This is a genomic window from Peribacillus aracenensis (assembly GCF_025175645.1).
GTDB lineage: Bacteria > Bacillota > Bacilli > Bacillales > DSM-1321 > Peribacillus > Peribacillus aracenensis.
Genome location: NZ_JANZMJ010000012.1, coordinates 111,289 through 133,284, shown reverse-complemented (window position 1 = coordinate 133,284; position 21,996 = coordinate 111,289). Strand labels below are relative to the sequence as shown.

General features: G+C 40.1%; 24 protein-coding genes. 19 read left to right on the top strand and 5 right to left on the bottom strand.

What is annotated here, in order from left to right:
- Position 1 precedes the first annotated feature (1 nt).
- The 8 genes from N0M92_RS14115 to N0M92_RS14080 all read left to right on the top strand — a co-directional run bounded on the left by N0M92_RS14115 (position 2) and on the right by N0M92_RS14080 (position 9,099).
- Positions 2 to 1,693, top strand: coding sequence for a phage tail family protein (locus tag N0M92_RS14115; RefSeq protein ID WP_260286353.1), 1,692 nt, complete (start codon positions 2 to 4; stop codon positions 1,691 to 1,693).
- 14 nt (positions 1,694 to 1,707) lie between these two features.
- Entirely contained in the window at positions 1,708 to 4,065 is a 2,358-nt protein-coding gene (locus N0M92_RS14110) for a phage baseplate protein (RefSeq protein WP_260286352.1), read from the top strand.
- A gap of 87 nt (positions 4,066 to 4,152) precedes the next feature.
- Positions 4,153 to 4,581, top strand: a complete 429-nt coding sequence (locus N0M92_RS14105; RefSeq protein WP_260286351.1) for a hypothetical protein — start codon at positions 4,153 to 4,155, stop codon at positions 4,579 to 4,581.
- Between the two features lie 18 nt (positions 4,582 to 4,599).
- Positions 4,600 to 5,700 carry a hypothetical protein gene (locus tag N0M92_RS14100; RefSeq protein WP_260286350.1) on the top strand — a complete coding sequence of 367 codons (1,101 nt, stop codon included), beginning with the start codon at positions 4,600 to 4,602 and terminating at the stop codon, positions 5,698 to 5,700.
- Positions 5,701 to 5,716: 16 nt separating this feature from the next.
- Positions 5,717 to 7,447 (top strand): hypothetical protein, encoded by a 1,731-nt coding sequence (locus tag N0M92_RS14095; RefSeq protein ID WP_260286349.1) that lies wholly within the window; start codon positions 5,717 to 5,719, stop codon positions 7,445 to 7,447.
- A gap of 44 nt (positions 7,448 to 7,491) precedes the next feature.
- A complete protein-coding gene (locus N0M92_RS14090) occupies positions 7,492 to 7,809 on the top strand; it encodes a hypothetical protein (RefSeq protein WP_260286348.1) in 318 nt (105 codons plus the stop codon).
- Positions 7,810 to 7,822: 13 nt separating this feature from the next.
- On the top strand, positions 7,823 to 8,068 hold the full coding sequence (locus N0M92_RS14085) for an SPP1 phage holin family protein (RefSeq protein WP_260286347.1): 246 nt from the start codon (positions 7,823 to 7,825) through the stop codon (positions 8,066 to 8,068).
- Between the two features lie 56 nt (positions 8,069 to 8,124).
- Positions 8,125 to 9,099: a peptidoglycan-binding protein gene (locus tag N0M92_RS14080; RefSeq protein ID WP_260286345.1), complete on the top strand. Its 975-nt coding sequence runs from the start codon at positions 8,125 to 8,127 to the stop codon at positions 9,097 to 9,099.
- A 64-nt stretch (positions 9,100 to 9,163) separates the two neighbouring features.
- Here the strand turns inward: N0M92_RS14080 and N0M92_RS14075 are convergent, their stop codons facing one another.
- From N0M92_RS14075 to N0M92_RS14065, 3 genes are read right to left on the bottom strand one after another with little or no spacing between them, the layout of a single operon-like run.
- On the bottom strand, positions 9,164 to 10,210 hold the full coding sequence (locus N0M92_RS14075; RefSeq protein ID WP_260286344.1) for a HEPN domain-containing protein: 1,047 nt from the start codon (positions 10,208 to 10,210) through the stop codon (positions 9,164 to 9,166).
- 53 nt (positions 10,211 to 10,263) lie between these two features.
- Complete coding sequence (locus N0M92_RS14070) at positions 10,264 to 10,512, bottom strand: hypothetical protein (RefSeq protein WP_260286343.1); 249 nt, start codon at positions 10,510 to 10,512, stop codon at positions 10,264 to 10,266.
- 4 nt (positions 10,513 to 10,516) lie between these two features.
- Positions 10,517 to 11,278 (bottom strand): hypothetical protein, encoded by a 762-nt coding sequence (locus N0M92_RS14065; RefSeq protein ID WP_260286342.1) that lies wholly within the window; start codon positions 11,276 to 11,278, stop codon positions 10,517 to 10,519.
- Between the two features lie 342 nt (positions 11,279 to 11,620).
- Here N0M92_RS14065 and N0M92_RS14060 point away from each other — a divergent pair, with 342 nt between their 5' ends.
- Entirely contained in the window at positions 11,621 to 12,022 is a 402-nt protein-coding gene (locus N0M92_RS14060) for a DUF1259 domain-containing protein (protein WP_260286341.1), read from the top strand.
- 463 nt (positions 12,023 to 12,485) lie between these two features.
- On the opposite strand, the gene N0M92_RS14055 is transcribed toward N0M92_RS14060, so the two are convergent.
- Together N0M92_RS14055 and N0M92_RS14050 are read right to left on the bottom strand one after the other, a co-directional pair.
- On the bottom strand, positions 12,486 to 13,577 hold the full coding sequence (locus N0M92_RS14055; protein WP_260286339.1) for a spore germination protein: 1,092 nt from the start codon (positions 13,575 to 13,577) through the stop codon (positions 12,486 to 12,488).
- 230 nt (positions 13,578 to 13,807) lie between these two features.
- Positions 13,808 to 14,653, bottom strand: a complete 846-nt coding sequence (locus N0M92_RS14050; protein WP_260286338.1) for a helix-turn-helix domain-containing protein — start codon at positions 14,651 to 14,653, stop codon at positions 13,808 to 13,810.
- 221 nt (positions 14,654 to 14,874) lie between these two features.
- On the opposite strand from N0M92_RS14050, the gene N0M92_RS14045 reads away from it, so the two are divergent.
- From N0M92_RS14045 to csrA, 10 genes are all read left to right on the top strand, one after another.
- The gene (locus N0M92_RS14045) at positions 14,875 to 15,831 is read left to right on the top strand and encodes a DEAD/DEAH box helicase family protein (protein WP_260286371.1); all 957 of its coding nucleotides are present in this window, start codon (positions 14,875 to 14,877) and stop codon (positions 15,829 to 15,831) included.
- Entirely contained in the window at positions 15,824 to 16,516 is a 693-nt protein-coding gene (locus tag N0M92_RS14040) for a ComF family protein (protein WP_260286337.1), read from the top strand. The genes N0M92_RS14045 and N0M92_RS14040 overlap by 8 nt, the downstream gene beginning before the upstream one ends.
- 96 nt (positions 16,517 to 16,612) lie before the next feature.
- Entirely contained in the window at positions 16,613 to 17,032 is a 420-nt protein-coding gene (locus N0M92_RS14035) for a TIGR03826 family flagellar region protein (RefSeq protein ID WP_260286336.1), read from the top strand.
- Positions 17,033 to 17,248: 216 nt separating this feature from the next.
- The gene (flgM, locus tag N0M92_RS14030; RefSeq protein WP_260286335.1) at positions 17,249 to 17,512 is read left to right on the top strand and encodes a flagellar biosynthesis anti-sigma factor FlgM; all 264 of its coding nucleotides are present in this window, start codon (positions 17,249 to 17,251) and stop codon (positions 17,510 to 17,512) included.
- Positions 17,513 to 17,589: 77 nt separating this feature from the next.
- Entirely contained in the window at positions 17,590 to 18,078 is a 489-nt protein-coding gene (locus N0M92_RS14025; RefSeq protein WP_260286334.1) for a flagellar protein FlgN, read from the top strand.
- 29 nt (positions 18,079 to 18,107) lie between these two features.
- A complete protein-coding gene (gene flgK, locus N0M92_RS14020; protein WP_260286333.1) occupies positions 18,108 to 19,667 on the top strand; it encodes a flagellar hook-associated protein FlgK in 1,560 nt (519 codons plus the stop codon).
- 16 nt (positions 19,668 to 19,683) lie between these two features.
- A complete protein-coding gene (flgL, locus tag N0M92_RS14015) occupies positions 19,684 to 20,562 on the top strand; it encodes a flagellar hook-associated protein FlgL (RefSeq protein WP_260286332.1) in 879 nt (292 codons plus the stop codon).
- 45 nt (positions 20,563 to 20,607) lie between these two features.
- A complete protein-coding gene (locus N0M92_RS14010; RefSeq protein WP_260286331.1) occupies positions 20,608 to 21,186 on the top strand; it encodes a DUF6470 family protein in 579 nt (192 codons plus the stop codon).
- Positions 21,187 to 21,194: 8 nt separating this feature from the next.
- Positions 21,195 to 21,638, top strand: a complete 444-nt coding sequence (gene fliW, locus N0M92_RS14005; protein ID WP_260286330.1) for a flagellar assembly protein FliW — start codon at positions 21,195 to 21,197, stop codon at positions 21,636 to 21,638.
- Positions 21,638 to 21,871, top strand: a complete 234-nt coding sequence (gene csrA / locus N0M92_RS14000) for a carbon storage regulator CsrA (RefSeq protein ID WP_260286370.1) — start codon at positions 21,638 to 21,640, stop codon at positions 21,869 to 21,871. The genes fliW and csrA overlap by 1 nt, the downstream gene beginning before the upstream one ends.
- Positions 21,872 to 21,996 lie beyond the last annotated feature (125 nt).

Below are 21,996 nucleotides of genomic sequence, written 5' to 3'. Positions count from 1 at the left end.
AATGAGCATTGAAACCAAATTTAATTATTGTGGTTTCGACAGCCGCAGCGACTTAGGTTTAATGGTAGTGGAAATAAAAAGAAATATCCTAGCAGAAACAACCGAGCAAACCACAACGATTCCTGGCATGTTCGGCACTATATATGAGGGCCTATCCTTTGGATCTAAATTATTTACGATTGACGTTCTTCTAGAAGCCAGCAGCGAACGCGATAGGGTTTTAAAAATGAGGGAGCTATCCAACCTTTTTACACAAACAGGCGACGGCGATGAATACCCCTTAATCCTTTCGGATGAAAGCGAGGTAGTTTGGTACGTTCACCCGGTAGAAGTGAGCGAACCGCAGCGAGTAAGTCAGACAGATAACAGCGTTTTATTCTCCATTAAGTTTTCATCTTCGGAAGGGGTGGCCCTGGGCGAAAAAGTCGAACAAACTATAACCAAACAAACTACAGTTATTACGCCCAGTGGAAATACAAGAACCTACCCTATTTTTACGGTAGTCCCTACTGCCGAAACGGATTCCATTGCTATAGCTTCAGACGATGACAGTTATATATATTTAGGCGCTGGTTTTGACCAGGAAAACCAGGACAAGCCAATCAATAATAAGCCCAGGATTTTAAATGATGCATGTAACACCCTGGCAAGCTGGACAAAAATAACGGCTGCAAACCTTACATTTAATATTGAAAACGGCGTGATAGCTAGCGATAGCGATATGAGAACAACAGGCCAAGCCTTAAGAGTGGGCTTAAAAGATAACGCGGATTATTTCGGGGCTAATGTGTCTAAAAAATGGCATGGTCCAGCCCGGCAACAATGGTTTTCTAAAGCGCTCAAAGATTGGAAGGTCGAAGCCCATCTATACCTTAAAAAAGGTTATGCCCGCGCTAGAAATAAAATAGAACTGTATTTATTAGATAGTGAAGGCCGCCGAGTAGGCAAGATCATGCTAAAAGATGGCGGGGAGAGTTATGAGGTCTTGGCAAGCGCTCAAATAGGCTACGATTCTAACGGCGTCGCAAAGTCTGTTTACAACAGCGCAAACGACAGCAGCGTAAAAAGAACGAAGAACGGATCTAATCAAAAGAAAACGATCAAATACAAAGAGACGGTTAAAGTCACGACAGGGAAAGGCAAAAATAAAAAGGCGACGACGAAAGTCGTCTCTAAAACTATGGCTTTGCCCCAGGACTTAGACGAAAACACGTTTACCGGTTTTTATGGGGTATGCACGTTTCAAAAGGTGGGGAATAAATATTCGGCTTCCTTCCAAAAATGCTTAAGTAACGGCAAACCGACAGGAAAGAAATGGAGCGGAACGTATACAGACAGCTCAAATAAATTTGGCGACAAGATAGCGGGCGTAGCTGTTTATATAGGCAAATATGATATAACCGAGGATTCTAAAGGTGTGAAATATAAATCAAACCCCGCAGCTTTAACGGATTTAAAAGTCTATGAGATTTTAGGTGATACGGTAGAAATAGTAGCAAGGGCCGGGGATGAAATCGTCATTAATTGCGAAGAAAATAAAGTCTATCGAAATGGATCTTTATTTTTAGAGAATCTATACATTGGAAGCGAGTTTTTAACCATGAACGGCGGTATACCTAGAAGCTTTACAGTAAGCCCCGAACCAGGAAGCGGAGCAAGCTGGTGGCTGGATTACAGCCCCCGTTATAATTAAGGAGCGGGAAACAGATGATTTATATTTTAAATAGCGACGATAAAATTATAGGATATTTAGACAATAACAGCGCCGGGGCCTGCCCTTTTTATAACGAAGTGCATAGCTCTAAAATAGCAGACGAAAGCGGCAAGATATGGGCCGAGACTTTAACGCTGGATGTCCCTTATGGCTATGAGGAAACGGATTTATTAGATACAGGTACACAGCTACTTATAGCGGATAGTAACAATCGGTTTAAATTATTCACTATTTATGATAAAGGCGATGTTATAAACGGCCTGGGCCATTTAAAAAAGGTGGACGCTATTAATTCTTTAGCTTGGAAATTAAATCATACTTTTTTAGAGGAAAAGACCTGGACGGCTGCCAGTTCAAAAGATGTTATCAGCTATATTTTTCAGCGTAGCGGCTGGACATTAGACGAGTTTAATAACTTTTTTAATGGTGGGACAAAATCTTATACAGTAAGCGAAGGCAAAGCCCAGGCGGCTTTAGATAATGCCACAAAAGACTTTTCCATCGAATTAGAAGCATACGCCGTAATTTCAAAAGGAAACATTATAGAAAAGCGCGTCTTTTTTACCGAACAATTAGGAGAAGTAACAGGCCAGCGTTTTGAGTATCGGCATAATCTAAAAGGGGCAACCCGAACCAAATCTAATTTAGAATTTTATACAAAACTATTTGTATTCGGCGGGCAAAATGCAAAGGGGCAACGTTCCACAATTACCAGCGTAAATAAAGTAAAGGTCCCAGGATCTAATAATTATGAATATCTGCCTTTTATTTTAGATGAAGAAGCAAACGACAAATATAATAACGGCGACGCGTATTTAGAAGGGTTTATAGTAAATGAGGATATTATAAGCCCCGCAGGGCTTTTAACATGGGGCAAAGAGCAAATGAAAACATATAACCACCCTAAATATACGTATAGCGTGGACGTAGCTTTATTGGATACTTTGCCAGGGCTAGGCGATACAATTGCCGTTATAGATCACGAAATGAATCCACCTTTAACAATTACGGCCCGCGTATTAGAAACGAATTATAGCCAGGCCGACAGCTCAACGAATAACGTCGTATTGGGTGAATTTGTCACCATAAACACTGTTACCCCTAATGAGATATGGAAACTTCAAGCCCTGGCTTCCCAGGCCCTACAGGCTATACAGGAGAAAACAAGCTGGAAAATTGAAATGTTCACGCCCGATGGTTTGGACTTTAGCAGCAGCAGCGAAAAGAAACGGCTTATTATTCGTGTATTTGAGGGACTGGACAATATAACGGCCCAAATACCAAAAGAGGGCTTTGTGTGGGAAATGCTAGACAATGAAGGCGCCCATGTAGAGAAATGGGAAGCAGCACACGTAGGAGTGGGAAACGTAATAGAGGTAGGCCGGGAAGTAGCGGCTTATACAATACGCTGCAGTGTGAACGACGAAACAACAAAGCCGGTCATTTTTGCAGAAGAAAAAGACTTTGCTTTCTTTTGTCGTCTTCAAAACGAACCGAACCCAGGCGACACAGATTTTAATTCTAGCGTGGCCCAATATGCAGCCGTAGACGCAACAAACAATCATATCTATTGGGCGCAAGGTTATAGAGGATCTTTAGTAACAGATGCGGATATTGCAGCCGGGGAAAGTTACTCTATAACACGCACTGATTTAAGCGGCACTATTTTAGATAGAATGGTATGTAAACACGGCGGTCACGGATCACATTTTGGTCTTAAAATCGAAAGTGGAAAAGTATATATTTATTCTCCTTTTAAAGATGTGGCCCAAAATAAGAATTACTTAGTCAAGTTCCCTTATACAGCGGGAAAGCTACTTAAATGGGGCGATAGCTCAATTAAAAGCATTTACGCCGCAAATACCCGGTTTAATTTAGACGATAAAAATGGATATTATTTATTAACAGATGGACTTAGAGAAAAAGCGACTTTTAAAATTGCAAAAAAAGCCGATATGGACGCGGGGATCTATAAAATCTTATATTCTTTAACGGCTACAGACTTCGGCATATCTGCTAAACAAGTCTATCAAAGTGCTACTTTAGATTTTCCCTATTTGTATGTGACCTATGGAGGATCAAACGGAAATATTTCAAACGGTGATATGCCTACTTTATATTGTGTGGATGTCCGCAGCCGTTCTTTAGTCTATAAAATTAACTATACCTTTACAGAAGGAACGATAACGCCAGAAGACGAACACCACGAAGCCGAAACGGTGAATTATTACTATGATAAAGCCGGTACGAAGTGGATTTTACAAGGCTTTGCTTTTTCCCATGAAGTAGAAGAATGGAAGCGTCGGAACAATGTTTTGTATCGAGCAAAAGAAACGATCAGAGCGGAATAGTTAAACCAGGTATATTACTAAGAGGAAGTCTTAAGCCCTTATTTTAGGAGCTTAGGACTTTTTTAATTTATAGAAAGGGAGTTTTTTATGATAGTAGGAACGGTAGACGTTTCTTTTACAGACAACAAGCTTTTAGCAGGTGAAGCAGACAAAAAAGCAGCAGACGCAGATAAGAAAGCCGAAGCCGCAGACAAGAAAGCCGAAGCCGCACAAACCCAAGCTAATACAGCTTTAACAAGCGCAAATGGTAAAAATAAAAACTATTACGGCGAAGAAGAACCTGAAAACCCGAAAGGAGGTGATTTATGGTTTAAACCTTTAGAGGACGGTACGGTCACACCAATGCAGTATAACGGTATTAAATGGTTAAGTATTACCGATTCAATTGCACAAGCAGCAAAGGATATAGTTGATAGTTGGACGGCACCAGATGGGACTAGCATGAATGGACAGAAAATTGATGGAGCCTCCATTAGTGAAGAAAAGATGAAGTGGTCATCACATTTGATTTTCTAATTTGAGGAGGAAATGAGCATGTTAAAAAAATATATTAAAAGAATCGTATCTGGGGTTATTTCCGATGAGTTTGCAAGTGTTAGAGAGACAATGAATCAAGAATTCGCTAGTGTTTTACATGATGTGACTTATCGTATGCAACAAATGAGGGAGTTAGGAGGAGTCGGTGAACGAAGGATCCAAACATCGGATTTAAACTTAGCATCTCACATGATTGATGGTTACACAGTTGCTGATAACAGTCCGTCAGCTGGATTTGTAGCATGGTCGGATATAAACATTGTTTACAAAGGTGTGACTTACACTTTAGCAAATGGTAATACGAACAAAAAGTACTTATGGTGGAAATTCTCAGCAACTCCAAACACAGCATTACAAGTTTCCGACACAAAACCAGTTTTGACTAATGACGATGTCCTGGTCGGTATCAATGATGGCGGCAAATTCACGAGCACGATGACAGCAGGTAAGTTAACTCCTGGTGGTGCGTTAATGGATGGATCGATTGGTTCTGGTGAGCTAGCCGCAGGTGCTGTAATAACATCTAAAATCGCAAATGGTGCAATCGGATCGATTCAAATGGGTGATGGGGCAGTAACTGAGGTTAAGTTAGGCTCAGGTGCAGTTACATCAGCTAAAATTGGTTCTGGTGCGGTAGGAAGTACAGCTTTAGCTTCGGGGGCAGTCACTTCAGGTAAAATTGGTGCTAACGCGGTTGGTACAACTGAAATAGCAACTAACGCAGTAACAACCACTCAAATTGCACCGAATGCTGTAACAGGAACCGAAATAGCCACAGGTGGGGTTACCGCAGGAAAGATTGCCGCGAATGCAGTAACGGATACAACCATTGCATCTGGAGCAGTCACTTCAGGTAAGATTGGAACAGGTGCAGTTGGAAGTACAGCGTTGGCTTCTGGTGCTGTAACATCAGGTAAGATTGCTAGTGGAGTTGTAGGCTCGACAGAATTAGCAAACGGTGCCGTTACTTCCGGTAAACTAGGAACTGGAGCTGTCGGCTCTGGTAATATTGCCAATGGAGCAGTAGGAGGCGCACAACTAGGGGCAGGTTCTATAGGTGAGGATAAGTTGAACTTGGCTACTCATTTTCTCTTCTAAAAAGGAGTGATACAGCATGAATGTATTTGACAATAGTCCGTCTACGGGTTATATATCGTGGACGGATGTCAATATCAGCTATAAAGGAAAGTCCTATAAAATAGCAAACGCAAATACTAATCTAGCGTACATTTATTGGAAGTTTAGTGATCCTACTAGCTTTTATGGTTCTAATATATTTCCGACACTTGGACCCGATGATCTATTAGTATTTGTTAATAAAAGTGGTACCCATTTAGTAGTCCCTAATACGACTATACTAGATGGGTCGTTGTTTGTTCCAGGTAGTATTCTAGCTAACGCTTTATCCGTAAACTCGGTTACATCAGAAAAGATATTAGCAGGAGCTATTTCAGCAGCGAAACTTGCAGTTGGAGCCGTAGGTGCTGACAAAATAGCCGCAGGTGCTGTTATTGCCGATAAGATAGCAGCAGGAGCCGTAGATGTTGGTAAACTGTCAGTAAAAGAATTATCAGCCATATCGTCAGACCTTGGTAATATCAAGGCTGGAGATATTAAAGGTGTAACTATGAACTTGGCAGGAGGAAATTTCATAGTAGATACCAACGGTAACGTAACGTTAAAAGGAAATCTAGACGGCGCTACAGGTACATTTTCTGGAGCTATAACAAGTAATGGGACTACGTTCGACGAGTCAGAGTCAAACGTTCCTGTTATAGCAGAGGTAAAGAACGGGTTTTTAACGGTAAAATCAACGCACAACAAGCAAGCATGGAAGGGTTACTCTTTCTTCGGTGGATGGGTAAATCTAGAAAGACAAAATCTAGACGGCACCCTTAAGCACAGTACTTATATAGACCCTAGCTATACGTCGTGGTATGACGGGAAATTTAATGGTTCAATCGACATGCATGTTGATACTGGTTTGAACATGAATAATAAACCAATAAATAATGTGGATCGACTCACTTTTGCTGATCCTGGTGGTAACGAGGGTATAGAATGGCTGGGGGGAAACGGTTGGAAGATATTTGAGGCTCCCGACGATGCTTCTAATACTAAAGGTGCCTTGCAATTCTTCACAGGTAGTACGAGAAGATTTACAGTAGGTACCACAGGTAATATATATTTAACTGGTACCCGATGCATTATTCAAGGGACTGGTGGTAGTTTTGAAGCCGAAGGAAAACTGGTGTTACAGAATACATCAGCGGGAACAATATTAACCTTAGGTTCTGATGCCACAGCTTCTCCCAATTATGTTCAATCAATAGACGTTTACAATCGTACTTATTCTCCTGCAGCTAATATGTATGTAACTTCTAGTGGAGTAATTGGTAGGACAACCTCAGCCACCAAATATAAGCTTGAAATTGAGGAGTCGAAATTAGACTCTCGCAAGATACTAAACCTTATCCCTAAAACATGGTATGACAAATCAGCTACGGAAGCTTATGCCGATGCGCTTACAAGGGAACAAGATGGTGAGATAGTAGATTGGGATGAGGTAGATATTCCTGAAATATCAAGGGTTCCAGGACTTATCGCTGAAGATGTTATAGAGGCAGGACTTCCGGAATATGTTATATACGGCCCATTTAAAGAAGACGGGACTCGCGAAGTAGAGGGGTTAATGTATGACCGACTATGGACTCCACTTATCCCTATTACTCGTGAACATGAAGAGGAAATTGCTTTACTAAAAGAACAAGTCAAGTCTCAAGATGAGAAGATATCCAACCTAGAAGAACGACTAGCAGCTTTAGAAGCAAAGATAAATATATAGAGAGAATTTATTGAAGGGGGTCATGGACATTGGAGGAGATGGACATGCCACAAAGATTAGAAAATCACGAACAAAGGATTACACAATTAGAATCTAATTACGGTATTGTCACTGAAAAAATTTCTAATATGGAAAAAATGCAGTTATCTACTCAAAACGTGGTACTTAAGGAATTTAGTTCAACAAAAGATATGCTTACAGAACAGAATAAACTTAATGCGACTTTACTTGAACAAATGTATGGCATTAAAACTGCGAAACTTACATCTAGAGCAGATGTACTCAAAGCTGCCTTTGGAGCAGGTGGGATTGTTGGTGTAGTTTTAGGGACAGCATGGGGAGCAATTACTTATTTTATGTAGGAGGAAATCAATTATGGATAAAATAAAACAATATGTAGCAATGATTGGCGGTGCTCTCGGGGCACTGCTTTTATTTTTTCAATCGCTAGGTTATCAGGTTGAATGGTTCAATGAAAATACAATCAACACATTTATTAACTTCCTTACTGCTGTTGTCCCTCTTGGATTTGCTTTATATGGAGTATATAAGAATCAATATTTAGTGACTAAAAAAGCTCAAAAACAAGAAGAAGTCTTGAAAAAGAATGGATTAAAGTAAGCTGCCCATCGGGTGGCTTTTTATTATGAATTTAAATTAAAAGGAGACGATGGAAAATGACAGTAGCATTGCAAACGTTATTGGATCGTTCAGTGAAAAACATGGGTTCTGGTATGAATTCAGTGGTTAAAGCCTCAGCTTTAGAAATGATTAAGCGTGCCTATAAAGAAGGGATTTACGCACAAATCTGCGCAGGTTTTCGTTCAATGGAAGAACAGGCGGCTCTATACGGACAAGGTCGTTTTTATAGCTATAAGGGTAAAAATTATAGCAACCTGTCCAAGCCACAGGTGACAAAGGCATTGCCAGGACAATCTTTCCATAACCATGGTGTAGCAATTGACTATTTCCTTGTAAGTGATGACGGTAAAACTGCCTTGTGGACAATTAATGCTAAATGGAGACGGGTAGCTGCTATTGGTAAGGAATTAGGATTTAAATGGGGTGGAGATTGGACAGGCTTTAAAGATTATCCTCACTTGGAAATGACGGGTGGACTAACCTATTCACAGATGAATGCAGGCAAAAGACCAAGTCTTTCTTTGAAATTTAAGCCCGATGGTGAAACTGTTGTTACTATCCCGCCTAAGACTGAGGTAGCTTCAGAGATTACTAAGGAGCCATCGAAGAACAAAGGGGATGAAACAATCAGGTCCATTCAAAAAACATTAAATATTCGTTATGATGCTGATCTTGTTGTGGACGGCATTAATGGCCCTAAAACTCAATCTGCACTAATCAAAGCATTACAAACTGAGCTTAATAAGCAGTTTAATAAAAAACTAGTTGTGGACGGTAAATGGGGAGCTAAAACAAAAGATTCCATTGTTACTGTCCAAAAAAGTGCAAAAGGCAATCTTACATGGATTCTACAGGCTGCACTTTATTTGGAAGGATATAACCCTGGATCACTTGATTCTATCTTCGGAAAAGGTACTGAGTCGGCTTTGTATAAGTTCCAGAAAGCTAAAAAGATTACTGCAGATAATAAGGCAGGCAAAGCTACGTTCACTGAATTGTTTGCTGCATAATAAAAAGCCCCTCTAATTAAGGGGCTTTTAAACTTACCATTTTTTTAAACTTCAGAGCTACTTCTTATTCTGTTGTTGAAAAGTCTACTCCTCTTGGTAGTAAATTATACTTCATTAATTTTTCACGTATTTCTTCATCTTTTAAAGGATTAGAATAAATTTCTTCAAAAATTTTAAGATTAACATATCCCTCTTTACTCAAGTAATTCTTTTCAACTAACCTATTAGAAATATAATTTCTAAGTTTTACGTAACTGTCGTAAGCTTCTTGTGCTTCGTGATTATTTACATGATATTTACCGCTATGAACTATATTATTTCGTAATTTATATAACTTTTCATACCATTCTTTAACAACTATATGTTTATTAAAATCAAGATCTTCATCTAGCTTTTTGGAAAGGTGATGTTCAATTAGATTTCTGAAATAAATATTTTTTTTGTTTTCAATTTCCTTTTCTATTTCTAGTTTAGATTTTTTTTGTTTATTACCATCTAATGTAATGGCTAAGCGTATAGTATTTCTAATGAAAATTTCGAATGATGTTTGAAGGTCAATAATTGCAGAAATAAAATTTTCTGAAGCTAAAGAATGTTTTGCATTAGAGTGAAAACGATCCACTAATCCAATTTCAGGGTACTTTTCCCAGGTTGCCCTGTTTGATTGAACCTTGGCTAAATCATTAGAGTTTAAAATCTCTCTTTCTTCAATTAGCTTCATTGGTGAAGTTATGTATAAATAAGTCTGACCATCTACCTCAACAGGAAGTTGGTCAGGTAATTCATATATACTTATATTTTTTATATAATTTAGTCCATGCGTGAAGCGTAAAGATGATAGAAAGTCATTTACATAACCTAGACAATTATAAATAATTCCTCTCAATAAATCGTTTGTTTCTGAAGGCACTCCTTCACCATCATACACGTATGTTATATTTAGTTGTGTATGATTTATTTCCTCAAAATCCACTTTGTTTTCTGTTACATATAAAATATTGTGTTCAAAATCGATTTTAAAAGACTTATCGTTATAGTTCGAAACAATTTTATTCCCCTCTTCAATTGGCAAAACAAACGGCAAAGGGATTTCTATATATGCTTTCATCATTAATAACTCCTCTTTTTAGAGTACCAAAAGATGGCCTTTAAAAATTCGATAATCTAATTTATAGGCTTAACCCTCTTAACTAACTCCGTAATATCAATATCCTCGTTATAAACCACTTGATCTATTCTAAAATCATCACTTGCAGCAAACTTAATTTTAATCTGCTGAATCCATTCGTAAGCCGCAATAGCTGCCGTCCAGTCAGGATCCTTTTTAAAGTCTGAATTCATAACAGGGAAGTTTCCACTTTGCAAAAAATTATTCCCTTTTGTGTGTAAGCGCACTTTGATATTAATGTTCATAATACTATTCCGGAAACTGGATTAATTCCATGTAATCATCTGCAACAGACTCATAATCATGGTAATCGAAATTTTCCCAGTTTATATCTTCAAATGTATTTCGAGTTAGCGTGATTTTTAGTACATTTTTCTCTGATGTGTTCCCTTTTGAATCCGTAACAGGGAGTTGCCAAAACAAAACAGCTTCTTCTACGTCTGTATTTTCAAACAAACTCTGAAATACTACATTGCTATTTTCAAATAATCCATTGGCTGTCATCTTTGCCGTTAGGTTTTCACTTCCCAAAAGTGTAAGGATAACAATTTTATCGTCTTCGGTATCGGTCCCCATATCCTCGTTGACCTCTAAATTGACAATATTAAAATCATCATCTTCGGTAAGTTGATATTCTATATGATTTTTTAAGCTCTCTGTAGGGTCCTCTTCCGTATCTTCTTCTGTTGATGCTTCTGTAGCATGAGGATATAATAACCCACGTTCCACCTTTACATCTAAATTTCCCTTTTTATTAAACTCCAAGACAACACTTGCATCTTTTTCAACCCCATTTTCACCATCAAAATTATAATCAATATAAGTACCGTAATCATCTTTACTTTTCTCTTTCCCGCCTACTATGGTTTTAACCTCTTCAAGAGTCATACCCTCTTTAATTTTGTTATATTCTTTACTTGTGATTTTTGCTGTTTTTTCTTCTACTTCTTCCTCGTTCCCGCACGCTGAAAGAAGCATTGCTGCTAATCCCACAGTCAATAGCCTTTTCATTCCTCATCCTCCTCGTATAAATCATCGACCTTCACACCTAATAATTTAGCTAATTTAAAGGCGTTGTCAATTGTAGGGTGGTTTTATATATTTATCCAGCGAGGGTTTTAAACACTTATATATTCGGCTAAACATTTTTATCCCTTTTTCTTTAGGATCCACTGAACAAAAAAAGGAAACCACTCATTTAATGATTTCATTTCGTGCTCTATGAAACTATGAAACACGATTGCTGTTTAATAAATATCTAATTTAGTCCATTTTCTAATATATAAACTTTTGGCTAGTTTCGAAAACTTATTATTTTCATATTCTAAAGTATATCTTTTTGGAGGTGATTAAATGTCTAAAGATTTGTGTAAGGAACTCGCAAAAATTCTTAAAGGTGAAGCGCAGCAAAAAAATAATGTATGTATGGTAACAAGGGAGAGAAGGGATCTAAAACCAACAATCCTTGGTCAACCTACTCAATCAGAGATGGTAATTTCTCTTGAGTTTAGTTTTGAACCAATTTCAAAGAAAAGTGAAACGTTAAATTTAGCTGAACTTGTTTTTTTACAGGAAGAAGTGAATCCTTTTTTAAAAGCTATTAAAATGAGTGATCATATAAAAGTTTCGGCAGTACACAACCACTGGTTATTTGAAAGACCACGACTCATTTATATGCACCTTGAATCAATTCAAAATCCGTTGGAGTTTGCAAAAGAGGTCGCAAAGGCACTAAAAAAAGCTGGTATAAAATAAAACTGTACAAGCCTTTTCCTCTTGATCCATTTAGTGGAAGTAATTCAAAACTAAAATTTTTAAATTTAAATTTGGGAGGGGCGGTTCCCTCTCCTATTTTTTAAACTAATCTGCCTCGTTAGTTGCATAAAGAAAACTGCCTTAAAGACAGCTCAGATTATCAGCTAACGCACCCGTTAGTTCTTTAAGACTTATTCAGAGTTGACACAAACTGTGAAGTTAGGAATTCCCTTAAATAGAGTTAATAAAAAAACATTATTAGGGGTAGCTCTTTATGTATTGTTTTTAGTAATCGCAACTCTAAGCACTAAAACAGGGAAGAACCCTGTATTAATGAAATGACTATAAATACGTGTAACATACATAAAACTCACCTCAGTTGTTATCATTTCTAAAAGAAAACAACAAGCAGGAATTACGTTTAACGAATGCAGTAGCTATTTCATACTAGGAGTTTAACTTGTCATAAACGGTTCCTCGATTTTTTTATTTTTATGAAAATTAAAAGAAGAGGTAAGTATAAAACAAGGAAGCACACGCTGTATGGATTGATTATTTTATTTAATATATATAAGGAATCGACATCGAAAAAAAGTATATTGACAAGTAGTATGATTATGGACATTACCCATAAGGGATACTTTTGCTGGACATTAAATAAGCGCTTGACACCCCTGCTGGCAGCCCATAAATAAATGACCATGTTGGGTATGATTACGATGGTCCACCAAGAAACAGTTATGTATTCGAAACGTTGAATAAAGGGCAATTCAATGATACTGGTCAATGTGAGTGTTGGCCATAGGGTAAGGGCCAACTGTTTCTGTGAATAAAAGACTGTCGAAACAAAATAAAGTAATAAGGCCAATAACGTTGTGGCCAAAGCTCCTCCATGAGCATACTTTTGTGATGTTTCAGCATTTTTGATGAAAGGATAAAACATCAGGATAATTTCAAAACCAAGCATGGTTAATGAAACACTTCTAGTTCCTTTCATTATTTCCAATAAAGTATGATTGAAAATTGGAAGGGAATTGGCGAAATTTCCGTATTTTAAACTATAGAAAGGTACAAACAAAAGCCAGTATGAAACTACTACAGATAAAAAGGCAATACCGGTTACTGTACGGAACCCTCCTGTATTTATATAATAAATCAGGACTAGGAAAACACAACAAAACGCCCAAGAAGGTACCATAGGAAACATCCAAACATGTATGACATTTATATAGCCGATTATCATCGTCATTCCAAGGATAAAAAAGTAAAGAATGAATAAGAGACTGAAGAAATGTCCAATCCACTTTCCAAATACATGATTATTAGCGGAAATGATATCACCAGGAACCATACTGAAAATCTTATATATAAGCCAAATTAATATATGAACAATCAGACCAGCTAGGAGTATGGAAATCCAGCCGTCCGTTCCCGCCGCCTTAGCTAAATCTCTTTGAAAACTTAACACGCCTATTCCTATTTGCAAGGGATGCACTAAAAAGAATACATAGAATGGCGCTACCTTATACTTATCATTAACACTACCTTGGATCATATAGGCCCCTCATTTATATCACTCATATCTTTCATAATTAATCTGCCTTTACAATTGAAATTTATTCAAAATTTATCATGGTAAAATTATGAGTTTTACAATAGGAGGGTCTTGAGAAACAAAACTTTGCGTACAGTACGAATATACTACGCTACGCTTAATGAACTAACCTGCCCCGATAGTTGCATAAGAAAATCAAGATCCATGGCCAGGAAAAACCTTATCTGGGATTAATTATGGTTGTCCATAAACTCAGCATCAAAGTATAGAACATTCATAAGCTTGTTCACAATCCCGTTGAAATAAGCAAACTGTCCTTTATGCATCTTAACTCCACTTTTAACCTTCATAGCAAATTCCTTAAATGCTTTGGTTCCGATTTCTATTTCCTGTTTACCTGTGAATGCTCTTTTGTTAGTAGAATAATCAACTACTCTATTACACTGCTTAATAACCTTCCAGAATTCCTGTATAGTTTCAGCTTTTTCGTAGAAAGAACCAACTAGATTACTAAATACACTTGGAACCCAATGAGCTACAAAATTTGCTTGTTTTAAAGAGGTTTCTGGAGAATTATCCGCATGAGAGAATTGAGCAACGGCTTTACGTTTATTGTTTTTAATATTTTGTTTTAAGAAAACAGTAGTTGTTTTAATGGCCGGACACTTCTTGGTCTTTTTCACAGGGGGCTTGCCGGTCATTTCATCTTTCACAGGTTGAATGATAATTGCGTTAGCTGTTTGCATCATATTTTTTTTTCTCTTCATAGGTACCTGGCGGATCATGCCGAGGTCTTCAAGTTTCTTCATTAAACGTTGAACTGTTTTATAGGAAATTTCAAGCTTAGCTGCAATGGTATTCTTACACATATAGCTCACACCGATTTGCTTGCAGCTATGACGTTTCAATAGCTCGAGTAATGCAATAAGTCGTGATTGAACATCAGAACGTTTTACTTCCACACAAATAACATCTTTGTATACTCGTACTGTTTTATTTAATTCCTCAATATCTTTGAAAGAGGATAGGTTGTTATATGATTCTTCATTTGCAATTACATCGATTCGTTTTTTCATACTAAAACTGCTCCCTTTTAAATAAGAAAAGCAACGGTTCGCTTGAATCAAGACAAACCATTGCTAAGCTTCTGCATCTGTAATAAAATGCAAATGAAGGGTACAGCAGGTGTTTGCCTAGTCTAGTTAGGCGAATGGTTCAGAGAGTGTTACCAGCACTTTCTGAACACGTTGTGCTCTTCTTTTTTTTGTTTGCATTTTTTTAGTATTCAGAATGGGCTATCTGCGGGGCAGGGAAGACGGAGGTCTTATTTCCAGCGATTGAGGCAGCGTTGTATGCCGGGAAACGGATTTGTTTGGCAACACCAAGGACCGATGTCGTTCTCGAACTCTCCCCAAGGTTAAAAAAAGCCTTTCCTGCCATTGACGTCACGACCCTCTATGCCGGCAGTGCAGATAGACATGGTTTTTCGCCGCTGACCGTTGCCACGACACATCAGCTTTTCCGTTTTATTGAGGCTTTCGATGTCATCATCGTTGATGAAGTCGATGCGTTTCCCTACTCCATTGACGATTCGCTGCATTATGCGGTTAATAAATCGAAAAAGGATTCTGCGGCAACCATCTACTTGACCGCCACACCCTCGAAACGAATGCAGCGGCTATACCGAAGCGGTAAATTGAAAGCCGTCATAATCCCGGCCCGTTATCATCGTCAGCCAATTCCTGTCCCTGGAATGAAGTGGAGCGGCAATTGGCAAAAACTATTCCTTCAACAAAAGATTCCCCCCGCAATCACCGGATGGGTAAGTGAACGCCTTAAGCAACATATCCCCTTCCTCTTGTTTTTTCCAAGCATTCAAGTGATGGAGCAGGCCATTCCGCTGTTCCAGAGACTGTCCCCAAAATTATCGATTGTCCACTCCCGGCACCCTGATCGAAAGGAAAGGGTAATGGAACTAAGGAATGGAATGATTCCAGGATTACTGACAACGACCATCCTGGAACGCGGCGTGACAATTGATCGGTTGGAAGTAGCCGTGATCGGTGCTGAACATGAAGTGTTTTCTGAAAGTGCCCTCGTTCAGATTGCCGGCAGGGTAGGGAGAAGCTTTGCTAACCCTGCCGGGACGATCACCTTTTTTCATTACGGTAAAAGTAAAGCGATGGTCGAGGCGGTTCACCATATACAAATGATGAATAAAGATGCCATGAAAAGGGGGCTGCTCGATGAATAGATGTCTTGTTTGTGATGAGGGAATGAAGCAGGCTTTCACATGGAGGAGCTTGCTTAAGCGGGCCGAGGCAAGGGCAATCTGCGAAGGATGTGAGGGGAAACTTAATAGGATCACCGGAGAGACATGTGCAATGTGCTCAAGGGAGTTGGACAGGGAATATAGGACAGGTGACCTCTGTCTGGATTGTTCAAGATGGGAAAGGGATGTGGAATGGGGAGGCTATTTGTCGAAGAACATATCGCTATTTCATTATAATGAATGCTTAAAAGATATTATTGCTAAATATAAGTACCGGGGGGATTATGCATTAGCTGAGGTTTTCGTCCCTTTTTTGAAAGAAAGGTTAAAGGACATGGAATTTGACCTGGTAACGGCCATCCCGCTTAGTCATGAACGGCTTAAGGAGCGGGGATTCAACCAAGGGCAGGCTTTGGCAGATCTCATTGGACTTCAAACCGTTGAGACCTTGACGAGAATCCATACGGAAAAACAATCAAAGAAATCTCGGCAAGAGAGAATCTCATTACCGCAGGTTTTTCAGGTCATGCAACCTGATTTGCTGGAGCATAAATCTATATTGATCATCGATGATATTTACACGACAGGCACAACGCTCAGGCATGCAGCGAAAGCGATGATCACGGCTGGGGCCAAAGAAGTATCATCCATCACCCTTGCTAGGTGAAACAGCTTATTTTAATGAACATTCCTAAAGTATCGCCGGGATTATTCGATATATACACTAAAGAATAATCGCTGTGATGGTGAAGGAGGGGCCTCGATGGAAGTATTCAACTGTCCAAGCTGTAATTCGTTATTCGTTATGACGAAATTCCGGGATGTATGCGATGCCTGTTATAAAGAAGAAGAAGCTCAATATGATAAAGTGTATGCATATATTCGCAAGAAAATAAATAGAACGGCGTCCATGATGCAGGTGGTTAGGGACACCGGCGTTGAAGAAACGTTAATTATCAAATTTGTGAGAATTGGAAAGCTGAGGGTTTCGCAGTTTCCCAATTTGGGAATTCCATGTGAAAGGTGCGGCGCTAACATCAAGAGCGGAAGGTTATGCGGCAAATGCGGCGATTCACTGCGATCGGATTTGCAGGCATTTGAAAATGAGGAAAAGCGCCTGACTGAAATTCAAGGAAATGATAAAAAAAACACGTACTACATGAAGGATGATCAAAAAGGATAAATCATGGAAACATGATGAGGTATTTGTTAAAATATTCGATATTGAGAACAATATTCGACAATGGGTGTCGAAGGAAAGATTACAGGAAACAATTAAAGAAATCCAATCCTTGTCGATAATAAAGATAGGGAGAACGACACAGTCCAGAGCCATTTTCATGTGTTAGGAATCAACATAATGGGATTTATAAATCGACCGAAGGAGAGGATCTGGAATATGAAAATCAATAACGTCGGTATGACAGGTGTTAACCCTTATAAACTACAAGCCAATAAAATGGGGAATATCCAAGAATCCAAGGCCAAATCCTCGGATAAAGTTGAAATTTCTTCAGCGGCAAAAGAAATGCAGCAATCATCCCCGATTCTTGCTGCAAGGCAAGCAAAAGTGGAAGAATTGAAAATCCAAGTTGAAAAAGGAAATTATAAATTGAATGCACAGGCAACGGCTAAGGGTCTCATCGATTTTTACCGGAAATGAATTATCAATGAATAAGCTTGAATGAAGTGGACGGAGCCATTTTCCGTCCTTCATTTATGAGCGGAGGAGGCAGGAAAATGTCTGCACGGAACATCATCGGATCGCTTGAAAAATTGATCAAGCTTCATAAAAGCTTCAATCAATTGGCGATAAAGAAAACGGCCATTTTGAAAGCAAATGATACCGAGGCGATTACTGCCCTGCTGATTTCGGAACAAAAGCATATTAAAGCCATCAGTCAAACGGATAAGGAAAGGGAAAGGGCAGTCGGGGAATTTCTTGCAGCCAATGGAACGGTGGGACAGCCTGCCTCCATCCATACCGTGACGGAGCTGACAGGACCTGAAGAAACGGAAGTCCTTGAAATGCTTAAAGCGGAATTGATTGGTGAAGTGGCAAAGCTGAAGGAGAGGAACGGTTTAAATCAGCAATTGATCTATCAGTCCCTTCAATTCATCAATGTCTCTTTGGATATTCTGAGGCCGCGGAACCAGAATCTGAATTACGGGGATTCGGTTAGGAAAACGGCAAAAATCGGCATGGGGATGTTTGATTCCAAAGCATAAGAAACAGAAAAAGATGGAGGTGCGAGCAAATGATTTCAACCTTTATGGGTCTTGAGACCGCCAAGCGCGGATTATCCACCTCTCAAGGAGCCTTGTATACAACAGGAAATAATGTGGCCAATGCCAATACATTAGGATATTCAAGGCAGCGGGTCAACTTGGTCCAGACGTCGGGCTTTCCTACTGTCGGTTTGAACAGCCCGCGTGTTGCCGGCCAAATCGGGACAGGGGTGGCAGCTGAAACGGTTCAGCGGATCCGCGACAGTTTCCTTGATGCACAATACAGGACACAAAGTAATAAAATCGGTTATTACGGGGCAATGAGTGAATCCCTGACGAAAATGGAAGGGGTCATGAACGAACCGACCGACAGCGGATTAGCCGCCACGATGGAGAAGTTCTGGAATTCGCTGCAGGGGCTGACGGCCAATACGGAAAACTCCGGGGCCCGTGAAGTCGTTGCCTCTACGGGGGTCATGGTCGCGGATACCCTGAACTACTACTACAACTCGCTAACGAGTGTTCAAACGGATATCGGCAATCAGATAAACGTCAAAGCGAACGAAATCAATACGCTCATCAGCAGTATTGATCAGCTTAACCAACAGATCAGTAAAGTGGAGCCGCATGGTTATATCCCCAATGACCTTTATGATAAACGTGATGTACTCGTGGACAATCTCTCGCAGCTTGTCAGCATTAAAGTGAATAACGTCATTCCGACGGATTACGGCAGGGCAAGCGATGTGGCTACAGGGCTATACAACATCGAATTGATGCAAGAAGACGGTTCATCTTTCGTACCGCCCATCAATCTTGTCAGTGTTAACCAAACCGGGATGGTGGGAACTTCGAAAGTTGAAGTTAGCCATGATAAAAAGACAGGTATGGTAGACGGATTGAAGTTTGGTTCGAAAACATTGACGGATTACAAATTCTCGGGGGAACTATCCGGTTTGATCAAAAGCTTCGGCTATAAGAAGGCTGATGGCACGATTGGCGGCGCTTATCCTGATATGCTGAAAAAGCTCGATAATATGACGACGGCTTTTGTGAATGAGTTCAATGCCATCCATAAACAAGGGTATGCCTTAGGTGATGACAGCACTTCAACATTGAACTTCTTTGAACTTGAACCTGGTAAAAGTGCCGCCCAAAGCCTCAAGGTGAATGGTGAAATCGTTAAGGATCCCACAAAAATAGCCGCAGGCGGAAAAAGCGGAGGGGCATCCGGTGATAATGAAAATGCCAAACTCCTGGCTGATCTTAAAAAGAAGGCGTTCAGTGAGTACTCGACTAAAGACCAAAACTCTGACGAATTGACGGGAAGCTTCGATACCTATTATTCCGGTATCATCGGAAAGCTTGGCGTGGATTCCCAAAGCGCCCAAAAGAACCTTTCCAATTCTGTCGTGCTTGCTGCATCGGTCAATCAAAATAGGGAGTCCGTCAGTTCCGTATCCCTTGATGAAGAAATGACGGACATGATCAAGTTCCAGCAGGCATACAACGCATCTGCAAGAATGATGACGATGATGGATGAAATGCTCGATAAAATCATAAACGGAATGGGTACGGTAGGCCGATAAATAGGAGGGGACGAACATGCGGGTAACGCAATCGATGCTAACCAATAATATGTTGAGCAATTTAAGCAGCAGTTACGAAAAGATGTCCAAGCTGCAAGAGCAGGTTGCCTCTCAAAAGAAATTCTCCAAACCATCCGATAACCCTGTTGCGGCCATGATGGGAATGGGGTACCGGACAAACCTCAATCAAATAGGGCAGTATCAAAGTAACATTGCCGAGGCGACCAATTGGATCGACAGCACGGATGATGCCATTACGGAAGCGGTTTCCGCCATGCAGCGGATTCGTGAATTAACCGTTCAAGGAAGCAATGGCACGTATGAAGGGGAACAAATTAAAACGATTACTGAAGAAATTAAACAATTAAAAGAACATCTCATAACTCTTGGCGACACACAGATTGGCGGGAAATATATTTTCAACGGTCAGGATACGAATGTGAGGCCATCGTCCGTTAAAGATTCGAATGGAAATACGGTGTATGGCACAGGGGATATAAACCTTGAAGTGTTTTCCGGGATCTCCCTTAAAATCAATACGGACGGTTCCAAGATTTTTGGTGATGCACTCGCTGCCGGCGGAAGCATCGACCAGACGATCGATGCACTCGAAAATGGCGGGGACGTGAGCGGGACGCTTAAGGGGCTTGACGCAACGATAAATACGTTCTTAGGCATGCAGGCTCAGGTTGGCGCAAGGCAGAATCGGATTGAGCTGATGACGGACCGTCTCAAGCAGCAAGAGGTTTTTGCCACTGAAATCCTTTCGAAAAATGAGGATGTCGATATCGAAAAGGCGATCATGGATTTGACGACCCAGGAAAGTGTCCATAGTGCTGCATTAAGTATCGGAGCAAAAATCATGCAACCGAGTTTATTGGATTTTCTTCGCTAAGCTATTCTTAAATGGATAGCTTTTTTTCTATAAGGAGTGTTGATGATGCAGATTCCACAAATCAGATTGCAATCCACCCCCATGAAGATTGGATTGAATCTAGAGCAGCCTGTACAGCAAATCGAACAGAAGGCGGCGGTCCAATCTATCGAACAGCCGCAAGCCATACTGGAGATTCAAACGACACCAGGCAAGCTGACGATCAATCAGTCACAAGCAAGGGAAGACATGGATTTGAAAAGCCTCTCAAGAAGAGTCGATGAATTTGCAAAGCAGGGATATCAGGATTGGCTGGCGGGTATGGCAAGACGTGCCCAGCAGGGAACGGAGCTGAGGCATATTGAAAAAGGCGGTAATCCAATCGCTGAACAGGCCGGGCAAAACAGCAAAGGGCCTGATAAGCAATTCAACCTCGGATGGATTCCCTCTCATTTCAGCGTGAAGCTGGACTACGAGCCGGCCCGGGTGGAGATTGAAGCAACCGTGCAAAAACCGATCATTGATGCTCAAATCAATGGGGCGGACCATACATACACACCAGGAAGTGTGGATGTCGAAATTCTACAAAAAAATGCGCTGGATATAGATTTCATCAATTTATTTCCAGATGAGATAGGGCAGTGAAAACATAGATGATCATACAAACAAAATTTCATGGCGAACTCGAATTGGCAGAGAAAGAGATTTATATATTTGAAAACGGGATACCAGGGTTTTTAGAAGAAAAACAGTTTTGCTTGCTAGCTTTGGATGATACGCCCTTTTTCGTCCTGCAATCGATAGAAACAAAAGGACTTGCCTTCATTGTAACGGACCCTTTTGAAGTGTTTCATGATTACGAAGTGAAGCTCACGGATGAGGTGTTATCTTCTTTACAAATTGAAACGGAACTGGAAGTCATCACTTTCGTCATCTTAACGATCCAGGACCCTTTCAATGAAACGACGGCCAATCTACAGGCTCCCATCATCATAAACGGCCCCAAAAAAGTCGGTAAGCAATTTATCATGAATGCTAGTGAATACCGTACAAAGCACAGACTGTTTGAACCTCAAGCAGAACAGGGGGGGAAATGATGCTCGTATTGACCAGAAAACCAAATGAAGCGATCATGATCGGCGATGATATCGAAATTACGATCCTGTCCGTTGAGGGGGAACAGATTAAACTGGGGATCAATGCCCCTAAAAACGTCGATATTCATAGGAAGGAAGTCTACCTGTCCATCCAGCAGGAAAATAGAACAGCCTCAAAAACAGAAACCAGTTTTCTGGAAGGCATAAATGAGCATTTCAAGAAAAAATCGTAAAATCCGCTAAATATGTTTCCGGGCAGGTCGATATTAACTATACAACGATGGGTAGTGAAATAGGCGGCCGACTTATTCACTGCCCATCGTAAACAACCACATGGACGTGGGGACTTAAGACTCAA